This is a genomic window from Paraclostridium bifermentans (genome assembly GCF_964259345.1).
Taxonomy (GTDB): domain Bacteria; phylum Bacillota; class Clostridia; order Peptostreptococcales; family Peptostreptococcaceae; genus Paraclostridium; species Paraclostridium bifermentans_B.
This window is the reverse complement of sequence record NZ_CAXVJR010000007.1, coordinates 1-19,305: the sequence shown is the minus strand read 5'-3', so window position 1 is coordinate 19,305 and position 19,305 is coordinate 1. Positions and strand designations below refer to the sequence as shown.

The window sequence follows — 19,305 nt, the reverse complement described above, 5'->3', positions numbered from 1 at the left end:
GCAGCTTACATAGCTGCTTTTTTTGAGTAAACTTTAAAAAACGGGAGAGAAAAGATAGGTAGGCTATAAGCCTATTTATATGATAATATATAGATAGAACAAACGAGGAGGACAGATTATGAGTATGATACATAAGTTTTCAATGAACGGATATAATATAGTTTTAGATGTAAATGGTGGAGCAGTACATGTAGTAGATGAAGTTGCATATAATTTATTAGACCACTATAAAGAAAAAACTTTAGAAGAAGTTATAGAAATATTAAAGGAAAATTATACAGAAGAGCAAGTAAGAGAAGCATATAATGAAATAAAAACACTAGAAGATGAAGGATTGTTATATACAGAAGATACATATAAACACCATCCAAACTTTATAGATAGAAAGAAAGTTGTAAAAGCTTTATGTTTACATGTTGCACATGATTGTAATTTAAAGTGTGAATACTGTTTTGCAGCGCAAGGTGATTTTGGTGGAGCAAAAGAAATAATGAGTTTTGAAGTTGGTAAAAAAGCAATAGATTACTTAATAGCTAATTCAGGAAATAGAAGAAACTTAGAGATAGACTTCTTTGGTGGAGAACCACTAATGAACTTTGAAGTAGTAAAACAACTTGTAGAATATGGTAGAAGTATTGAAAAAGAAAATAATAAAAATATAAGATTTACAATAACTACAAATGGTATATTATTAGATGATGAAAAGATAAAATATATAAACGAGAATATGCATAATGTAGTTTTAAGCTTAGATGGAAGAAAAGAAGTTAATGATAGAATGAGACCTACATTAAATGATAAGGGAAGTTACGATATAATAATGCCTAAGTTTAAAAAATTAGTTGAAAGTAGACCTAAAGATAAATATTACTATATAAGAGGTACTTTCACTAGAGAAAATTTAGACTTCTCAGAAGACGTACTTCATTTTGCAGATGAAGGATTTGAACTTACATCAGTAGAACCGGTTGTAGATGATGAGAGTAATCCATTTGCATTAAGAAAAGAGGACATGGAAACTGTATTTAATGAGTATGAAAAACTAGCTGTTAAATACTCAGATAGATTATTAAATGGAGAGAATTTTAAATTTTTCCACTTCATGATAGACTTAAACCAAGGACCTTGTGTTATAAAAAGAATAACAGGATGTGGTGCAGGGAATGAGTACTTATCAATAACTCCTAATGGAGATATATATCCATGTCATCAATTTGTTGGAAAAGATGAATATAAACTTGCTAACATAAATGATGAAGAAATAATAATTCCTAGAGAGTTAACAGATACATTCAAAAATGCTCACGTATATAGTAAAGAAGATTGTCAAAATTGTTGGAATAAGTTTTATTGCTCAGGCGGATGTCATGCAAATGCAGTAAACTTTAATGGAGATGTAATGAAACCTTATGAATTAGGTTGTGAAATGCAAAAGAAACGTACTGAATGTTCTATAATGATACAAGCAAGATTAATGATAGAAGGGAAGTAGGTATAGTGATAAGAGGCTATAAAGAAAAAGAACCTCAAATTGACCCAAGTGTTTTTGTTGCAGAATCAGCAGATATTATAGGTGATGTGGAAATAGGTAAGAATGCTAATATATGGTACAATGTAGTTCTAAGAGGAGATGAAAATTCTATAGTAATAGGTGAAAATACTAACATACAAGATGGAAGTGTTGTTCATATAGAATACAATTCACCAACTATAATAGGAAACAATGTAACAGTAGGGCATAAAGCTCTTATCCATGGATGTAAAATAGGAGATAATACTTTAATAGGTATGGGGTCTATTATATTAGGTGGAGCTGAAATAGGAGAATACACTCTAATAGGTGCAGGTAGTTTAGTAACTCCTAACAAAAAAATACCATCTGGTGTACTTGCAATGGGATCGCCAGCTCAAGTTGTAAGAGAGCTTACTGAAGAAGAAAAACAAAATCTTGTTAATTCTGCATTAAAATATGTAGAAACTGCAAATAATTATAAATAGACTATAGAAAGGGGCAATATTGATTATATTGTCCTTTCTTATCTTATAAATAATATTATCTAAACTAAGGCTAGGTGTATAAAATGAAAGTAAGTTATAGGCATTTAAAAAGATACAAAGAAATAGTTCAAATACTTTTGAAATATGGATTCAGTATTGTAGTAGAAAAACTTAATATAGAAGGTGTAGCATATAAAATACCAATAACTAACCCACCAGCAGAGATAAAAAATATGTCAACTGGAGAAAGGTTAAGAAGAGCCTTTGAAGAGCTAGGTCCAACATATGTAAAGTTAGGTCAGATATTAAGTACAAGGAAAGATTTATTAGACCAAGATATTATAAATGAACTAGTAAAGCTAAGAGATAATGTAGAAGTATTTGATACCAATATAGCTATAAATATATTAGAAGAAGAACTTAATACGAATATAAATGATGTATTCTTAGAATTCAATGATACGCCTATAGCAGCAGCTTCTTTAGGACAAGTTTATGAAGCTAAGCTAAAAACTGGTGATAGTGTAATTATAAAAATTCAAAGACCTAACATAGAAAACACAATTAAATCTGACATAGAAATTTTAAAGGCAATAGCTGGTGCGATTAAAGATTTTAATAAAGATTTAAATGTAGATATAGAAGGCATAGTAGAAGATTTTGAAACACAACTATTAAGAGAGTTGGATTACAATTTTGAAGCTACAAATGCCCTAAAGTTTCAAAATATATTTTCTGATAGTAATGAAGTTTATATACCTAAGGTATTTATGGAATATACAACTCAAAAAGTTTTGGTATTAGAGAAAATAGTTGGAGTCAAATTAAGTGATATAAATAAAATGAAAAAACTTGGATGGGATACAGAGAAGATTAGTGAAATTGGAATTAGATCTTTATTCAAACAAATATTTGAATATGGCTTTTTTCATGCAGACCCACATCCAGGAAATATATTTGTTATAAATCAAGACTGTATAGCTTATATTGATTTTGGAATGATAGGAATAATAGATAAAAAAATGTTGAATTTACTTAATTCAATTACTTTAGCAGCTGTAGATAGAAATATAGATAGAATAATATACTTACTTATGGAATTAGATGTAATATCTTATGATACAAATGTAAGTGGATTAAGACAAGATTTACTATATTTAATGCACTATTACTATGATGTTCCTATAGACAAGTTGAATTTGGGAGATATATTAAATGAAGTATTTAGGTTCTGTAGAAATTATAAAGTAGCATTGCCTCCTCAGATGGTATTACTAGTAAAATCTTTAATAACATTAGAGGGAACAGCCAGAGAATTAAATCCTAATTTTTCTATAACTGTTGCAGGAAAATCATTTATGAAATATTACTATCTAAATAGGCTAAATCCCGAAAATATATTGAAAGAGTCAAAACAAGGAGTGCAAGAAGCTATAGCTGATGTTAGAGTTATACCAAAACAATTAAAAGGTATACTTAGAAATATAGAAAAGAATAATATAAAAATCCATATAGAAGACGTCAAATTTTCTAAATTAGAGAAGATAATTACAGATTTAGCAACTCAATTATCGTTGAGTTTGGTACTAGCTGCTTTATTAGTTGGATCATCATTAATAATATCTTCTCCAAATGTAAATAGTAGTTTTTGGGTTAAGATACTGGCTTTTTCAGGATTTGTAGTATCATTTTTAGTAGGTATATTACTAGTTATAAAGATAATAAGATCTGAGTACATAAAGAAATAGGGGGTGAACTAAATGTTTAATAAAAAATGGAACCTTAAATATAAAGGAATAATAGAAGAGTATGATTTGAGCGAAAAAATGAAAATTTCCCCGGAAATAGGACAAATACTGAAAAATAGAGGTATAAATAATAAAGATGATGCAGAAATTTTTATAAATCCATCATTAGAGTACCTAAGAGATCCTTTTTTAATGAAAGATGTAAAAAAAGCAGTTGAAAGGATAGAATATGCTATAGAAAATAATCAAAATATATGGATATATGGAGATTATGATGTAGATGGAGTATCATCAACGTCTATTCTATGTATATATTTTGATTCTATAGGATATCCAGTGAAATACTATATTCCTAATAGATTAGAGGAAGGGTATGGAATAAATGAAGATGCAATAAGACTGCTAAAAGAGCAGGGGTGTGATTTAATAATAAGTGTAGACTGCGGAATAACTTCAGTTAAGGAAGTAGATATAGCTAATGAATTAGGTATAGATGTTATAGTAACAGATCACCATGAAGTTCAAGACCAGGTACCAAATGCATATGCAGTTATAAATCCTAAGCAAGAAGATTGTAATTATCCATTTGATATGTTATGTGGATGTGGAGTAGCATTTAAATTAATACAAGCACTTACCCCAGAAGAAGAGTTTAAAAGTTCAATGTATAATTACTTAGAGGTAGTAACCTTAGCTACTATTTGTGATATAGTTCCATTGGTAGATGAAAATCGAATAATAGTAAAAAATGGATTAAAGCTAATGAAAGAAGGTAAAAACTTAGGACTAAAAGAGCTTATAAATGTATGTGGGATAGATAATGATAAAATAGGATCATCTCATGTAGGGTTTTCTATAGGACCTAGAATAAATGCTTCTGGAAGGTTAGGTTATTCGTATTTGGGAGTTGAATTGTTTACGACAAAGTCAAAACCAGAAGCTATAGAAATTGCTAATTTATTAGAAGAAAAAAATAATGAGCGACAAATGATAGAAGCTAAAATGTATCAAGAAGCGGAAGAAATAATAAATAATGATGATAGGTATATGAATGATAAAGTGTTAGTAATTGCCAATAAGGGTTGGCAACATGGTGTAATTGGTATTGTTGCTTCAAAACTTACTGAAAAATATTATAAGCCAACTATACTTTTAACTATAGAAGATGGAGAAGCCACTGGTTCGGCTAGATCTATAAAAGGATTTAGTATATTTGATACATTAGTCAAATGTTCTGATTTATTAGGAAGATTTGGGGGGCATGAACAAGCTGCAGGATTATCTATGGATGAAGGAAATGTAGAAGAATTAAGATCTAGAGTTAATGAAATAGCTGATTACAATCTTACAGATGAAGATATGATTGAAAATATTTCAGTAGAGTTTGAACTAAATGAAAAATCTATTGATTTTAATTTAATAGAAGAATTACATAGCCTGGAGCCATTTGGAATGAGTAATCCAAGTCCTAGGTTTATCATAAGAGACATGGAGATAAGAGGAATATTTAGATTAGGAAAAGAAAAAAACCATTTAAAGTTAAATCTAGAAAAGGATAAAATATATGAATGTATAGGATTTAATATGGCCTACTTATCAGAAAATTATGATGTAGGAGATAAGGTAGATATTTTATTTCAGTTAGATGAAAATAATTATATGGGGAATAGGAAAATACAATTTTTATTAAAGGATATAAGACTTGCATATCCCAAGGATACAAGTAAAAATATAAATTGTATACGTTTGTTTGAAAATATGAAACCCTGCATAGAAAATAAAGAAATAAGTATACACAAAGATATAGATACTAAAGGAAGTAAAAATATAAATATATTTGATTATATAAATGATAAAAGCTTAATTATTATTAATTCTATAAATGGATTTTTTAGAGCTATATCAGATGTATCACTTACAGAATATGAATTTGATATAAATTACAATATAATAGAAGGTATAAATGACAAAGTTCAACTTATATTCCTTCCTTATATTGATAAAATAGATTTAAAAAGATATAATAATATTATTCTTTATGATTATTTATATAATGTAGAAGAATATTCGCGTTTATATGAATATACTAACAATCAATGTGAAATTATAAAGTATTATGATAAAAAAGATTTATTATATATACAAAACATAGTAAATAATGTAATTCCAAGTAGAGAAGAATTTATAACTTTATATAAATTAATATCTAAGTATAAAGAAGTTAAACTTAATATATTAGATATTAAATCGAAATTAAACATAGCACCTATTAAGTTATTTGCTATGTTAAACGTATTTAAAGAGTTAGATTTAATTAACTTTAATGCAAATTACAAAGATAATACTTTAATAATGGAAATGATGCCAAGACCAAGTGTCAAGATAGATTTAACATCAAGTAAATTACTACAAGGGTTAAATCAACTTAAAGATAAATATAAGCAGAGCTATTAGGAGGATTTAGATGAACTTAAGAGATTCAATAAGAGAGATTAAAGATTTCCCAAAACCAGGTATAGGATTTAAAGACATAACAACTTTATTAAATAATGGAGAAGCATTTAAATTTGCGGTAGATGAGATAATAGCAGATCTAAAAGACAAGCAAGTTGATGTTATAGTTGGACCAGAAGCTAGAGGATTCTTAATGGGAACACCAGTAGCTTATGGTATGGGTATAGGATTTGTACCAGTTAGAAAACCAGGTAAATTACCAGGAGAAACAGAAAAGTATGAATATGGATTAGAATACGGAACTGATACATTAGAAATCCATAAAGATGCAATAAAACCAGGTCAAAGAGTTGCTATAGTAGATGACTTATTAGCTACAGGTGGAACTATGGAAGCTGCTGCTAAGCTTATAGAAAAGCTAGGAGGAGAAGTTGTTTCGATGCAATTTTTAATAGAATTAGAAGAGTTAAATGGTAAAGAAAAATTATCTAACTATCATGTAAACTCACTTATAAAATATTAGAAAAGTTCAATAGTTGGTAAAAAGCCAACTATTTTCATATATATCAAAATTTATACTATAAAATAGGTGGTATTATGCAAGATAAGCAATTACAAGAATTAATAGATAAAATAAAGAAATATGCCCCTAACGGAGATATAGATTTAATTGAAAAGGCTTATTATTATGGGAAAAATGCACATGATGGCCAATTAAGAAAATCTGGGGAGCCATATTTTATACATCCGATAGCTGTTGCAAATATACTTTGTGATATGGAATTAGATATGCAGACTATAGCAGCAGGTTTATTACACGATGTCGTAGAAGATACAGAATATACTTATGAAGATATTAAAAATGATTTTGGGGAAGAAATCGCAGATCTTGTTGATGGAGTTACAAAACTTGGACAAATAAAGTATAAGTCAAAAGAAGAGACACAAGCTGAAAATTTAAGAAAAATGTTTTTGGCAATGTCAAAAGATATAAGGGTTATACTTATAAAGTTAGCAGATAGATTACACAATATGAGAACTTTAAAGTTTATGCCTCCTGAAAAAGCTAAATCTAAAGCGACTGAAACATTAGAAATTTATGGTGGAATCGCTAGTAGATTAGGAATATATAAAGTTAAATGGGAATTAGAAGATATTGCACTTAGATATATTGATAGTGAAGGATACTATGATTTAGTAGAAAAAGTAGCTAAAAAAAGAAGTCAAAGAGAAGCTTATATAGAAAAAATTGTAGACATTCTCAAAGAAAAAGTTGAAGAGGTAAATATAAAGTGTGATATATATGGAAGACCTAAACATTTCTATAGTATATATAGAAAGATGAAGAATAAACATAAGGATTTTGAAGAGATATACGATTTAATGGCAGTTCGAATAATTGTAAATTCTGTAAAAGATTGTTATGCAGTTTTAGGTATGGTACATACTTTGTGGAAGCCGATTCCTGGAAGATTTAAAGATTATATAGCTATGCCAAAACCTAATATGTATCAATCTCTTCATACTATAGTTGTAGGTCCAGATGGAGAGCCTGTAGAAATACAGATAAGAACTAAGGAAATGCACAACATAGCTGAATATGGTATTGCAGCACACTGGAAATACAAAGAAGGAAAAAATAACGTAAAAGATAAATTAGAAGAAAAATTACAATGGCTAAGACAAATGATGGAGTGGGAAAAAGACTTAAAAGACCCTCAAGAGTTTATGGATGCATTAAAAGACGATGTATTTAATAGCCAAGTTTACGTATTTACTCCAAAAGGAGATGTAATAGAGTTGCCAGCAGGATCTACTCCGATAGATTTTGCATACAGAGTTCATACAAATGTAGGAAATAAATGTGTAGGAGCCAAAATTAACGGAAGAATAGTTACACTAGACTACAAATTACAAAATGGAAATATAGTAGAAATACTAACATCAGCAAATTCGAGTGGGCCAAGTAGAGACTGGATAAACATAGTACAAACTCCTAATGCCAAGTCTAAAATAAGACAATGGTTTAAGAAAGAAAGAAGAGAAGAAAATATAGAACGAGGAAATGCTATATTAGAGAAAGAATTTAAAAAATATGATATTCCTACTAAGGATTCTATAGTTGAAAAATATATGATTCAAATAGCTAGAAAATTTAACCAACCAACAGTTGAAGATTTAGTAGCTACTATAGGATATGGTGGAATAATGCCATCTCAGGTAGTTCCTAAAGTTAAAGAACTGTATGAGAAGGATTATATAAAAAAATCTGCAGAATCAAAAGTTATAGATGATATAAATAAGCACAATATAGGTGAACAGGAATTTACTAAAAAAAGAAAAAAATCATCTCCACAAGGAATAAGAGTAAAAGGTGTAGATAACATACTTATTAGATTTGCTAAGTGTTGTAATCCAATTCCTGGAGACGAGGTTATAGGATATATAACAAAAGGTAGAGGTGTTGCTGTTCATAGAAAAGATTGTCCTAATTCTAATTTAGAAGATGAATATTTTAGAAATAGACTAGTTGAAGTTTCGTGGGAAACAGCTAATAATGCTAAATTTGAAGCAGAGATACAAATAAAAGCCGATGATAGAAGAGGTATAATAAATGATATAACTCATATAGTTGTCATGGAAAAAGTATCTTTAAATGGAATAAATGCTAGAAAAGGAAAACACAATATTGTCAATGTTAATTTACTTGTAGAAGTAGAAAGCATTGAAACTTTAAACTTTTTAATGAAAAAAATTAAAGCTATACCTGGAGTAGAAGATATTTATAGAGTTATAAATTAAGGAGGCAATGATGAGAGCTGTAGTTCAGAGAGTATCATCATCTAAAGTTACAGTAGATGAAAATACAATTGGAAGTGTAAAAAAAGGATTACTAGTATTACTTGGAGTAACTCATGAAGATACTAGTGCCGAAGTGGATTATTTATTAGAAAAAATAGTAAACTTAAGAATTTTTGAAGATGAAAATGAAAAAATGAATTTATCACTTAAGGATATAGAGGGTGAACTCTTAGTAGTATCGCAATTTACATTATATGGAGATTGTAAAAAAGGTAGAAGACCTAACTTTACTAATGCAGCAAAGCCTGACTTAGCAAATAAACTTTATGAAGAATTTATAGAGAAAGCTAAAAAGCAAAATATAACTACATCAACAGGGAAATTTGGAGCTCATATGATGGTAGAGCTAACAAATGATGGACCGGTTACAATGCTTATAGATTCAGAAAAAATTTTTTAAGGGGGATTGAATTATGATAATAGAAAAATTTACAGATCATTTATTTGGTGAGAACACATATTTAATAGCAGATAAAAATACAAGAGAAGGTGCTGTTATAGATCCAGGTGGAGAAATAAAGGATTTAATGAGATATGTAGAAGATAATTTTATAAATGTTAAATATATAATCCTTACACATGGACACGGAGATCACATTGGATGTGTTCCGGAGCTAAAAGAAGCTACAAATGCAGAAATAATAGCGCACACTGATGAAAAAGAAATATTATTAGATAAAAAGAAAAATTTAAGTTATAGAATGCATTGTGGAGCAACAGAATTTGATGCAGATAGATATGTAAATGATGGAGATACACTGATGCTTGGAGGATTAAAACTTAAATTTATACATACACCAGGGCATACAAAGGGATGTATGTGTATAAAAATTGGAAATCATATGTTCTCAGGTGATACTTTATTTGCAGGTAGTATGGGTAGAACGGATTTATTTAGTGGTGATAATAAACAAATGAAAAAATCGTTAAATAGATTAAAAAATTATGAAGATGATATAATTGTATATCCTGGACATGGACCAAATACAACTATGGGTATCGAAAAGGCTACAAATCCATATCTTGTATAAGAGTCTTTGTCACGATCAATAAAAAAGGAGTAGTGTAAATGTTAGGTATTGAGTTAAAAGGACATGACTACAAGTATGAAGTTGCAGAATTATGCAAGTTATTTACTACTCAATTTAGACTTGAAAATAATAATGATGAATTTAAAAATAATATAATAAATGAAGTCATTATAACTGACAATGAAATCAAGAGTACAACAAAATATTATGAAGATGATAATTTGAAAATATCTAAAGAAGAGATTGTAGATATAAAATCTTTAAATAGTGAAGAAATTAAAAAAAGAACTAAAACAACTATAAAGAGAAGTATATTTAAAGTTTTAGATGAACTATTTGACACGTATGTTCCTTGGGGGATTTTAACTGGAATAAGACCGGTTAAGATAGTGCATAATTTGTTAGACCAAGGATTAAGTGACGAGAAAATAAGACAAACTCTTAAAGATAAGTATTTCATAAAAGATGAAAAAATAGATTTAGCTTTAGATATAGCAAAAAGAGAAAGAGTGTTTATATACCCAATAGATAAAAATAAGATATCTTTATATGTAAGTATACCGTTTTGTCCTACAAGATGTGTATACTGCTCATTCCCTGCTAATCCTATGAAGCAATTTGGACATCTAAGACAAGACTATGTAAAATCTCTTATAAGAGAAATACAAGGATTAGCTAAAATACTAGAAGATACTAATAAAGAAATAGAAACTCTATATATAGGTGGAGGAACACCAACTGCATTAGAGGCTAGTCAGTTAGATGAACTAATTAAATCTTTATTTAAAGAATTAGATTTAAGTAAAATAAAAGAATTTACTGTTGAAGCTGGAAGACCAGATACTATAACTAGAGAAAAGTTAGAAGTTATGAAAAAGCATAATGTAAGTAGAATAAGTATAAACCCTCAAACTATGAATGATGAAACTTTAGTAAAAATAGGTAGAGATCATAATGTTAATGATATAGTAGAGTGTTTTAATATGGCTAGAGAATTAGGATTTGATAATATCAATATGGATATTATCTTAGGTTTAGTTGATGAGAATGTAGATATGGTTAAAAATACACTAGAGAAGATAAAAGAACTTTCTCCAGAAAGTTTAACAGTACATACTTTAGCTATAAAAAGAGCTTCGACTTTAAAAGAAAACCTTGATAAATATGAACTTACAAGATATGAAGAAATGATAAATATGATAAATTTATCAATGGAATATGCAAAGGATATGGGATTAAATCCATATTATATGTATAGACAAAAACATATGCTTGGCAACCTAGAAAATATTGGATATGCAAAAGAAGGATTTGAATGTATATATAATATTCAAATAATGGAAGAAAAACAAAGTAACTTTGCAGTAGGTGCAGGTGCAATAAGTAAGTATGTATATGTTGATGAAGATAGAATAGAAAGAACTGACAATGTTAAAAATGTAGAACAATACATAGATAGAGTTGATGAAATGATATCAAGAAAGGAAAAGGAGGTATATAAAAATGTTAACTAAAGCTCCAAGAGGAACAAAAGACATAACTCCAAAAGATGCATATAAGTGGAATTATGTTGAAAATAAATTTAGAGAAGTTTGCGCATTATTTGGATATGAAGAAATAAGAACTCCTATATTTGAACACACTGAGTTATTCCAAAGAGGTGTTGGAGAAACTACAGATGTAGTTCAAAAAGAAATGTATACTTTTGAAGATAAAGGAAATAGAAGTATAACTTTAAAGCCAGAAGGAACAGCTGGGGCAGTAAGAGCATTCATAGAAAATAAAATGTATGCTGATACTCAGCCGACTAAATTATTCTACCAAACTCCATGTTTTAGATATGAAAGACCACAAGCAGGGAGACAAAGACAATTCCATCAATTTGGAATAGAAACTTTAGGTAGTGATAAGCCTTCTATAGATGCAGAAGTTATAGCTTTAGCTGTACAGTTTTTCAATGAAGTTGGATTAAATAACTTAGAAACTTGTATAAACTCAGTAGGATGTCCAACATGTAGAGCAAAGTATAATGAAATATTAAAAGCATACTTAGATGCTAAAAGTGATGTGCTTTGTGAAACTTGTAATGAAAGAAAAGAAAAAAATCCAATGAGAGTTATAGACTGTAAAAATCCAGTTTGTAAAGAAAACTTAGTGGATATACCATATATGATAGATCACTTATGTGATGAATGTAAGGATCACTTTGCAAAAGTTCAAGAGTACTTAACTGAGATGGGTATAAACTTTAAAGTTGATAAAACTATAGTTAGAGGTCTTGATTACTACAAAAAAACTGCTTTTGAAATAATATCAACAGATATAGGTGCTCAAAGTACAGTTTGTGGTGGTGGAAGATATGATGGTCTAGTAGAACAACTTGGAGGACCTAAAGGTGTTAGTGGTATAGGATTTGCACTAGGAGTTGAAAGATTATTATTAACTCTTGAAAATAATAATCTAGAAATACCAAACCCTAAAGCTACAGATATATTTATAGCAACTATAGGAGAAAATGCTCAGACTAAGAGTTTTAAGATATTAAAAGATTTAAGAGAAAATCACATAAGTGCAGATAAGGATCATTTAGATAGGAGTTTAAAAGCTCAATTTAAATATTCAGATAAGCTAAATGCAAAATATACTATAGTTATAGGTGATGATGAATTAGCTAATGATGAAGTTAAGTTAAAAGACATGGCTACATCAGAGCAAACAACTATAAAACTAAGTGAAATAGTAAAAGAATTAAAAAATAGATTATAATCAACAGCAAAATAATATGGAGGGCAAGTTATGGAGACTCTAAATGGATTAAAGAGAACTCACTACTGTGGAGACTTAAGAGAAAGTAACATAGGTGAAGAAGTTGTACTTATGGGATGGGTACAAAAGAAAAGAAACTTAGGTGGATTAGTATTTGTTGACTTAAGAGATAGAAGTGGATTATGTCAAATAATATTTGATACAGATGTAAATGAAGAGGCTTTTACAAAAGCTGAAAAGTTAGGATCTGAATATGTTATAGCAGTTAAAGGGAAAGTTGCAGAAAGATCTTCTAAAAACCCTAATTTACCAACAGGAGATATAGAGATATTTGCAACTGAATTAAGATTACTAAATAAATCAGAAACACCACCTATATACATAAAAGATGATGATAATGTTTCTGAAGAATTAAGACTTAAATATAGATACTTAGATTTAAGAAAGCCTTCTATGCAAAAGAATTTAATGTTAAGAAGTAGAGTAGCTAACATAGTTAGAAACTACTTAAGTGAAAATAACTTCTTTGAAATAGAAACACCATTCTTAATAAAACCAACTCCAGAAGGAGCTAGAGATTACTTAGTTCCAAGTAGAGTTAATGAAGGTAAATTTTATGCATTACCACAATCTCCACAATTATTTAAACAATTATTAATGGTAAGTGGTATGGATAGATACTTCCAAATAGTTAAGTGTTTCAGAGATGAGGACTTAAGAGCTGATAGACAACCAGAGTTCACGCAAATAGACTGCGAAATGTCGTTTGTAGAGCAAGCAGATGTTATGGCTATAATGGAAAAAATGGTACAAAGAATATTTAAAGAAGTTTTAAATGTAGAGGTGCAATTACCACTTCCTACAATGACTTACGCTGAAGCTATGAACAGATATGGTTCAGATAAGCCTGATACTAGATTTGGATACGAATTAACAGATATATCTGAGGTTGTGGCTAACTGTGGATTTGGAGTATTTGCTAATGCTACTAAAGATGGTATGAGTGTTAGAGGTATAAATATAGAAGGTAAAGCTGAAGAATTTAGTAAGAAACAAATTGGTAAATTAGAAGATCATGCTAAGACTTATAAAGCTAAAGGTCTTGCGTGGATGAAAGTTGGAGAAAACAGAGAAGTTACTTCTCCTATAGCTAAGTTCTTTACAGAAGAAGAAATGACAGCTATACTAGATAAAATGAATGCTAAAGCAGGAGATTTATTATTATTTGTAGCTGATAAAAATAATGTAGTATTTGATGCGCTAGGACAAGTAAGATTAGAAGTTGCTAGAAGATTAGACTTATTAGATAATTCAACTTACAAAATGTTATGGGTAACAGAGTTCCCGGTATTTGAAGAAGATGAAGAAACTGGAAGAATGATAGCTAAGCATCACCCATTCACATCTCCATTAGATGAGGATATAGATAGATTAGAAGGTGATGATAAGGCATCTTTAAGAGCTAAGGCTTATGATATGGTTATAAATGGATATGAAGTTGGAGGCGGAAGTGTTAGAATATTTAACGCTGATGTACAACAAAAAATGTTTAAAGCATTAGGGTTCACAGAAGAAGAAGCTCATGAAAAATTTGGATTCTTATTAGATGCATTTAAATATGGAACTCCTCCACATGCAGGAATGGCATTTGGACTAGATAGACTTATAATGATACTTGCAGGAACTACTAACATAAAAGATGTTATAGCATTCCCTAAAAACCAAAGTGCAGTATGTCCTATGACTAATGCACCTGCAGTTGCAGAGGAATCTCAATTAGAGGAATTAAATATAAAAGTTGATAAAAAAGAAGAAGAATAGTACATTAATAAATAAATACTGTTGAATAATTCAACAGTATTTATTTTTTTATACCAAAATAGTATATAATATAATATATGAATGAAAAGAGGCTGATATATGGAGAAAAAGTTATCTAGCAACAATGACAAAGAGTTGCTTATAAAAAGATTAAATAGGATAGAGGGACAAGTAAAAGGTATACAAAAAATGGTAGAAGAAGAAAGGTATTGTGTTGATATTTTGGTTCAAATATCAGCAATAAGATCTGCTATAAATAAAGTTGGTAATATTATTTTAGAAAATCACATTAAAGGTTGCGTATCAAATTCTATAAAAAATGGAGAAGTAGAAAAATCAGAAGAACTAATTTCTGAGTTGATGGAGACGATAAATAAATTTACTAAATAGGGGGACATTATGAATCAACGTGGATATGTAGTAGAAATAGTAGACAATATAACTGCAAAAATAAAAATGCAGAAACATTCTGCATGTGCATCATGTGGAAAGTGTGCATCATCTACAGACAAAAAAGATATAGTTGTGGAAGTGGATAATACTATTGGAGCAAAAGTGGGAGATTATGTAGAAGTAAATATGGAAGCAGTAGATGTTGTAAAAGCTGCATCTATTGTATATATAGTACCATTAGTAGCTCTTTTAGGAGGAACAATTGTATCTTATGGCATATTACAATATATAAATATATCTTTTAATAAAGAGTTAATAAGTGCAATTGTAGGTATTTGTCTAACTGCTTTATCTTATGTATGTATAAAAAAGAAAGATAATGAATTTAGAAAAAGTAGAAAATATATTCCAGTAATAACTAAGGTAGTTAACCAAATAAATATATAATATTAAAATAAAAATGAGATAATCACCAATTAGTGATTATCTCATTTTTATTTTAATATTTATTTATTTATCATTATCACCATTATCATTATTATTATCATCTAAATCTATACTTGCATCTTCAGACATAATGTTATTTTCGTAACCAGAATCTTTTTTTGTTATGACATGATTAAAACTAGATATAGCCTTATTTAGTTTTATTCTATTTATAGTTTTAACAAAAGAAGTTACAAGTAATACTCCAAGTGATATTGCACCACCTACTAAAAATGCAGTAGCACCTGTAGAAGCGGCTAACTCATAATTTTCTTGGACTAAATAAAGCATAGTATTATACATTCCAAGCCCTGGAACTAAAGGTATTATACCAGGTATAACAAATACTATAGCTGGTTGTTTTAAATATCTTGCAGATACTTCACTTAATATACCTACAATTGCAGCAGGAACAAAGTTTGATAGTATAGGGTTATTAGTTAATCTAAATAAATACACATATAAAACCCATCCTATAGCACCTATTAGACCAGCACAAGGAAGTGATCTTTTGGGTGCACTTAAGAAAATTGAAAAACCTATAGTACAAAAGAAACTAAATACAAAATGTAGAGAAAGTGACATACTACTCATTATTACAATACACCTCCAAATCTAAGCCATACTTCAAGTATAAAACCTACTCCAACAGCAATTGCAACTGCTGTCAATGTAGCATCAAAAGCTCTAGCGACACCTGAAATTAAATCTCCTGCAATTAAATCTCTTAGTCCTTTTATAAGAGAAACACCAGGAAGTAAAGGCATTATAGAACCTACTATAAGTGTATTAGGCTGGCTAAGAAGGCCTATACTAGATAATGAGGTTCCGACTATAGCTATAAATATTGCTGAAGTAAGTGTAGCAAATGAAGGAATTGAACTTATTCCAAACATTTTATCGTAAATTATAACTGCAAATATAGAAGTTATAAATGTAAGTACAAAATCTAAAAGGGTACACCCTAATAAGACAGAGAAACAAGCTGACCCAAGTCCTGTTCCTATATAAACCCCCCATTGGTTATAAGATTTAACCTTTTCAATATCTTTAAGTTTTGCAATAGCATCTTCTATAGATAAGTCTTTATTTGAAACAAACTCCCTAGAAAATGTATTTAAAAGATCAAGTTTATTTAGGTTAATACCTCTACTCTTAATTGTTTTCATAAAAGTTATACCATCAAATCTTTCATCTGAAATGATTATAACGGTAGGAGAGGTAAAAACATTTACATGATCATACCCTCTAGAGTTGCAAATTCTAAGAACGGTATCCTCAACTCTATAGGTTTCAGCTCCATTTCTAAGCATTAGTTCGCCTGCAAAAAGTGCAAGTCTAAAGATACTTTTCTTTTTTTCTTGAGCTACATTTAAATCTCTATCCAAAGTTACACCTCCACAATAAATATAATAATAAAGATTATATCAAATATTTGATTACAATACATAGCATTATTTAGTATGCCTAGATATTAAAATAAATTTAAAAAATTGTGAAAATGGGTATATTGTCCAAATAAAAATAATATATAAATATCAAGAGCGTAAGAAAAATTTAATTAGTACATATTTATATACAAAGGAAGGATGAATAATATGTTTGAGAATTTAAAGAAAATTGATAAAGAAATTTATGAAAGTATGGAAAGAGAATTAGTTAGACAACAAAGAAATATAGAATTAATAGCATCAGAAAATATAGTATCTATGGCAGTTATGGAGACTATGGGTAGCCATCTTACTAATAAATATGCAGAAGGATATCCAAATAAAAGATACTATGGTGGGTGCGAACACATAGATGAAATAGAGTCGATAGCGATAGAGAGATTGAAAAAAATATTTAATGCAGAACATGCTAATGTTCAACCACACTCTGGGGCTAATGCTAATATGGGAGTATATTTTTCTATATTAAAGCCAGGCGATAAAGTTATGGGAATGAACTTATCTCAAGGTGGGCATTTAACACATGGATCACCTGCTAATATATCTGGACAATATTTTGAGTTTACTGAATATGGAGTAAGTACTGAAGATGGGAGAATAGACTATGAAGATATAAGAAAAAAAGCTAATGAAATAAAACCTAAATTGATAGTAGCTGGAGCTAGTGCATATCCTAGGGAAATTGATTTTAAAAAGTTTAAAGAAATAGCAGATGAAGTAGGAGCTATGCTTATGGTTGATATGGCTCATATTGCTGGACTTGTAGCTGCTGGACTTCATCAAAATCCTTGTGACGTAGCTGATTTTGTAACAAGTACTACACATAAAACTTTAAGAGGACCAAGAGGAGGAATAATTCTTTGTAAAGAAAAATACGCAAAGGCTATAGATAAAGCTATATTCCCAGGTACTCAAGGTGGACCATTAGAACATATAATAGCTTCAAAGGCAGTTGCTTTTAAAGAAGCCTTAGAACCTGAATTCAAAGAATATCAACATCAGGTAGTAAAGAATGCTAAGAAGTTAGGAGAAGAATTAATAAAAAGAGATTTTAAACTTGTTACAGAAGGTACAGATAATCATTTAATACTATTAGACTTGACTAATAAAAATATAACAGGAAAAGAAGCTGAAATAAGACTAGATGAAGCATATATAACAGCAAATAAAAATACTATACCATTTGATCCTAATGGAGCATTTGTGACTAGTGGTATAAGATTAGGAACTCCAGCTGTAACTACGAGAGGTATGAAGGAAGAAGATATGATAGAAATTGCAGAAGCTATAGATTTATGTTTGACTTATAATAAAAATGAAGAAGCTAGAGAGAAAGTAATAGCTTTAACTAATAAATATCCTTTATATAATGATTATGAAATATTTAATTAATATTTAAAAATGAATGAGTAGACTAAGGGGAATTTGCCTTAGTCTACTTTTTTAGAATGCAACAATATAACAAGAGGTACTAAAAAATAATGGAATTTATGTATATTCTACATTTGCAAAAGAAATAATAATAAAAATTAAAAAAAAATTTAAAAAAGTATTGACTTAGAATTAAAATGATAGTATAGTATTACTTGTCCTTAAGAAAAGGGCAAAACGAAAAACACAAAATGAACTTTGAAAATTAAACAGTAGGTTAATTATAAAAATTCTTTTTAAAGAATTAAACAACAAACAACCAAGCCAGATATTCAGATAATGATTAGCTGAGCAATTGGACAACTTTTTAAATTATATTTGAGAGTTTGATCCTGGCTCAGGATGAACGCTGGCGGCGTGCCTAACACATGCAAGTCGAGCGATCTTCTTCGGAAGAGAGCGGCGGACGGGTGAGTAACGCGTGGGTAACCTGCCCTGTACACACGGATAACATACCGAAAGGTATGCTAATACGGGATGACATATGAAAGTCGCATGGCTTTTATATCAAAGCTCCGGCGGTACAGGATGGACCCGCGTCTGATTAGCTAGTTGGTAAGGTAACGGCTTACCAAGGCGACGATCAGTAGCCGACCTGAGAGGGTGATCGGCCACACTGGAACTGAGACACGGTCCAGACTCCTACGGGAGGCAGCAGTGGGGAATATTGCACAATGGGCGAAAGCCTGATGCAGCAACGCCGCGTGAGCGATGAAGGCCTTCGGGTCGTAAAGCTCTGTCCTCAAGGAAGATAATGACGGTACTTGAGGAGGAAGCCCCGGCTAACTACGTGCCAGCAGCCGCGGTAATACGTAGGGGGCTAGCGTTATCCGGAATTACTGGGCGTAAAGGGTGCGTAGGCGG

At 29.8% G+C, this 19,305-nt stretch carries 16 protein-coding genes and 1 rRNA gene; 15 read left to right on the top strand and 2 right to left on the bottom strand.

Annotated elements, in window-relative coordinates; translation table 11 throughout:
• Positions 1 to 118: 118 nt before the first annotated feature.
• The 13 genes from scfB to ACEXNK_RS13555 all read left to right on the top strand — a co-directional run bounded on the left by scfB (position 119) and on the right by ACEXNK_RS13555 (position 15,520).
• Positions 119 to 1,492: a thioether cross-link-forming SCIFF peptide maturase gene (gene scfB / locus ACEXNK_RS13615; RefSeq protein ID WP_373599659.1), complete on the top strand. Its 1,374-nt coding sequence runs from the start codon at positions 119 to 121 to the stop codon at positions 1,490 to 1,492.
• 5 nt (positions 1,493 to 1,497) lie between these two features.
• Positions 1,498 to 1,998 carry a gamma carbonic anhydrase family protein gene (locus ACEXNK_RS13610; RefSeq protein WP_373599678.1) on the top strand — a complete coding sequence of 167 codons (501 nt, stop codon included), beginning with the start codon at positions 1,498 to 1,500 and terminating at the stop codon, positions 1,996 to 1,998.
• Between the two features lie 83 nt (positions 1,999 to 2,081).
• Positions 2,082 to 3,746 carry an ABC1 kinase family protein gene (locus ACEXNK_RS13605; RefSeq protein WP_373599660.1) on the top strand — a complete coding sequence of 555 codons (1,665 nt, stop codon included), beginning with the start codon at positions 2,082 to 2,084 and terminating at the stop codon, positions 3,744 to 3,746.
• A 12-nt stretch (positions 3,747 to 3,758) separates the two neighbouring features.
• Positions 3,759 to 6,200: a single-stranded-DNA-specific exonuclease RecJ gene (gene recJ, locus ACEXNK_RS13600; protein WP_373599661.1), complete on the top strand. Its 2,442-nt coding sequence runs from the start codon at positions 3,759 to 3,761 to the stop codon at positions 6,198 to 6,200.
• 10 nt (positions 6,201 to 6,210) lie between these two features.
• The gene (locus ACEXNK_RS13595) at positions 6,211 to 6,723 is read left to right on the top strand and encodes an adenine phosphoribosyltransferase (RefSeq protein ID WP_373599662.1); all 513 of its coding nucleotides are present in this window, start codon (positions 6,211 to 6,213) and stop codon (positions 6,721 to 6,723) included.
• 74 nt (positions 6,724 to 6,797) lie between these two features.
• Complete coding sequence (locus ACEXNK_RS13590) at positions 6,798 to 9,002, top strand: RelA/SpoT family protein (protein ID WP_373599663.1); 2,205 nt, start codon at positions 6,798 to 6,800, stop codon at positions 9,000 to 9,002.
• A 10-nt stretch (positions 9,003 to 9,012) separates the two neighbouring features.
• Positions 9,013 to 9,462: a D-aminoacyl-tRNA deacylase gene (dtd, locus tag ACEXNK_RS13585; RefSeq protein ID WP_373599664.1), complete on the top strand. Its 450-nt coding sequence runs from the start codon at positions 9,013 to 9,015 to the stop codon at positions 9,460 to 9,462.
• A gap of 13 nt (positions 9,463 to 9,475) precedes the next feature.
• Entirely contained in the window at positions 9,476 to 10,093 is a 618-nt protein-coding gene (locus ACEXNK_RS13580; protein WP_373599665.1) for an MBL fold metallo-hydrolase, read from the top strand.
• A gap of 38 nt (positions 10,094 to 10,131) precedes the next feature.
• A complete protein-coding gene (gene hemZ, locus ACEXNK_RS13575; RefSeq protein WP_373599666.1) occupies positions 10,132 to 11,607 on the top strand; it encodes a coproporphyrinogen dehydrogenase HemZ in 1,476 nt (491 codons plus the stop codon).
• Entirely contained in the window at positions 11,597 to 12,859 is a 1,263-nt protein-coding gene (hisS, locus tag ACEXNK_RS13570; RefSeq protein ID WP_373599667.1) for a histidine--tRNA ligase, read from the top strand. Before hemZ ends, hisS begins: the two co-directional genes overlap by 11 nt.
• Before the next feature lie 30 nt (positions 12,860 to 12,889).
• Entirely contained in the window at positions 12,890 to 14,680 is a 1,791-nt protein-coding gene (aspS, locus tag ACEXNK_RS13565) for an aspartate--tRNA ligase (RefSeq protein ID WP_373599668.1), read from the top strand.
• Between the two features lie 99 nt (positions 14,681 to 14,779).
• The gene (locus ACEXNK_RS13560) at positions 14,780 to 15,070 is read left to right on the top strand and encodes a metal-sensitive transcriptional regulator (RefSeq protein ID WP_373599669.1); all 291 of its coding nucleotides are present in this window, start codon (positions 14,780 to 14,782) and stop codon (positions 15,068 to 15,070) included.
• Between the two features lie 9 nt (positions 15,071 to 15,079).
• Positions 15,080 to 15,520: a SoxR reducing system RseC family protein gene (locus ACEXNK_RS13555; RefSeq protein ID WP_373599670.1), complete on the top strand. Its 441-nt coding sequence runs from the start codon at positions 15,080 to 15,082 to the stop codon at positions 15,518 to 15,520.
• A 63-nt stretch (positions 15,521 to 15,583) separates the two neighbouring features.
• Here the strand turns inward: ACEXNK_RS13555 and ACEXNK_RS13550 are convergent, their stop codons facing one another.
• Both ACEXNK_RS13550 and ACEXNK_RS13545 read right to left on the bottom strand, forming a co-directional pair.
• Positions 15,584 to 16,153, bottom strand: a complete 570-nt coding sequence (locus ACEXNK_RS13550; RefSeq protein WP_373599671.1) for a threonine/serine exporter family protein — start codon at positions 16,151 to 16,153, stop codon at positions 15,584 to 15,586.
• 2 nt (positions 16,154 to 16,155) lie between these two features.
• Positions 16,156 to 16,947 (bottom strand): threonine/serine exporter family protein, encoded by a 792-nt coding sequence (locus ACEXNK_RS13545; protein WP_373599672.1) that lies wholly within the window; start codon positions 16,945 to 16,947, stop codon positions 16,156 to 16,158.
• A 210-nt stretch (positions 16,948 to 17,157) separates the two neighbouring features.
• Between ACEXNK_RS13545 and glyA the strand changes: the two genes are divergently transcribed.
• Positions 17,158 to 18,402 carry a serine hydroxymethyltransferase gene (gene glyA, locus ACEXNK_RS13540; RefSeq protein ID WP_373599673.1) on the top strand — a complete coding sequence of 415 codons (1,245 nt, stop codon included), beginning with the start codon at positions 17,158 to 17,160 and terminating at the stop codon, positions 18,400 to 18,402.
• 353 nt (positions 18,403 to 18,755) lie between these two features.
• Positions 18,756 to 19,305, top strand: a 16S ribosomal RNA gene (locus ACEXNK_RS13535); the annotation flags it as partial.

Coding starts and splice junctions, on each gene's coding strand:
- hisS (WP_373599667.1), top strand. CDS start 11,597: ATGTTAACTAAAGCTCCAAGAGGAACAAAAGACATAACTCCAAAAGAT.
- glyA (WP_373599673.1), top strand. CDS start 17,158: ATGTTTGAGAATTTAAAGAAAATTGATAAAGAAATTTATGAAAGTATG.
- ACEXNK_RS13590 (WP_373599663.1), top strand. CDS start 6,798: ATGCAAGATAAGCAATTACAAGAATTAATAGATAAAATAAAGAAATAT.
- aspS (WP_373599668.1), top strand. CDS start 12,890: ATGGAGACTCTAAATGGATTAAAGAGAACTCACTACTGTGGAGACTTA.
- ACEXNK_RS13595 (WP_373599662.1), top strand. CDS start 6,211: ATGAACTTAAGAGATTCAATAAGAGAGATTAAAGATTTCCCAAAACCA.
- scfB (WP_373599659.1), top strand. CDS start 119: ATGAGTATGATACATAAGTTTTCAATGAACGGATATAATATAGTTTTA.
- recJ (WP_373599661.1), top strand. CDS start 3,759: ATGTTTAATAAAAAATGGAACCTTAAATATAAAGGAATAATAGAAGAG.
- hemZ (WP_373599666.1), top strand. CDS start 10,132: ATGTTAGGTATTGAGTTAAAAGGACATGACTACAAGTATGAAGTTGCA.
- dtd (WP_373599664.1), top strand. CDS start 9,013: ATGAGAGCTGTAGTTCAGAGAGTATCATCATCTAAAGTTACAGTAGAT.
- ACEXNK_RS13580 (WP_373599665.1), top strand. CDS start 9,476: ATGATAATAGAAAAATTTACAGATCATTTATTTGGTGAGAACACATAT.
- ACEXNK_RS13555 (WP_373599670.1), top strand. CDS start 15,080: ATGAATCAACGTGGATATGTAGTAGAAATAGTAGACAATATAACTGCA.
- ACEXNK_RS13605 (WP_373599660.1), top strand. CDS start 2,082: ATGAAAGTAAGTTATAGGCATTTAAAAAGATACAAAGAAATAGTTCAA.
- ACEXNK_RS13550 (WP_373599671.1), bottom strand. CDS start 16,153: ATGAGTAGTATGTCACTTTCTCTACATTTTGTATTTAGTTTCTTTTGT.
- ACEXNK_RS13560 (WP_373599669.1), top strand. CDS start 14,780: ATGGAGAAAAAGTTATCTAGCAACAATGACAAAGAGTTGCTTATAAAA.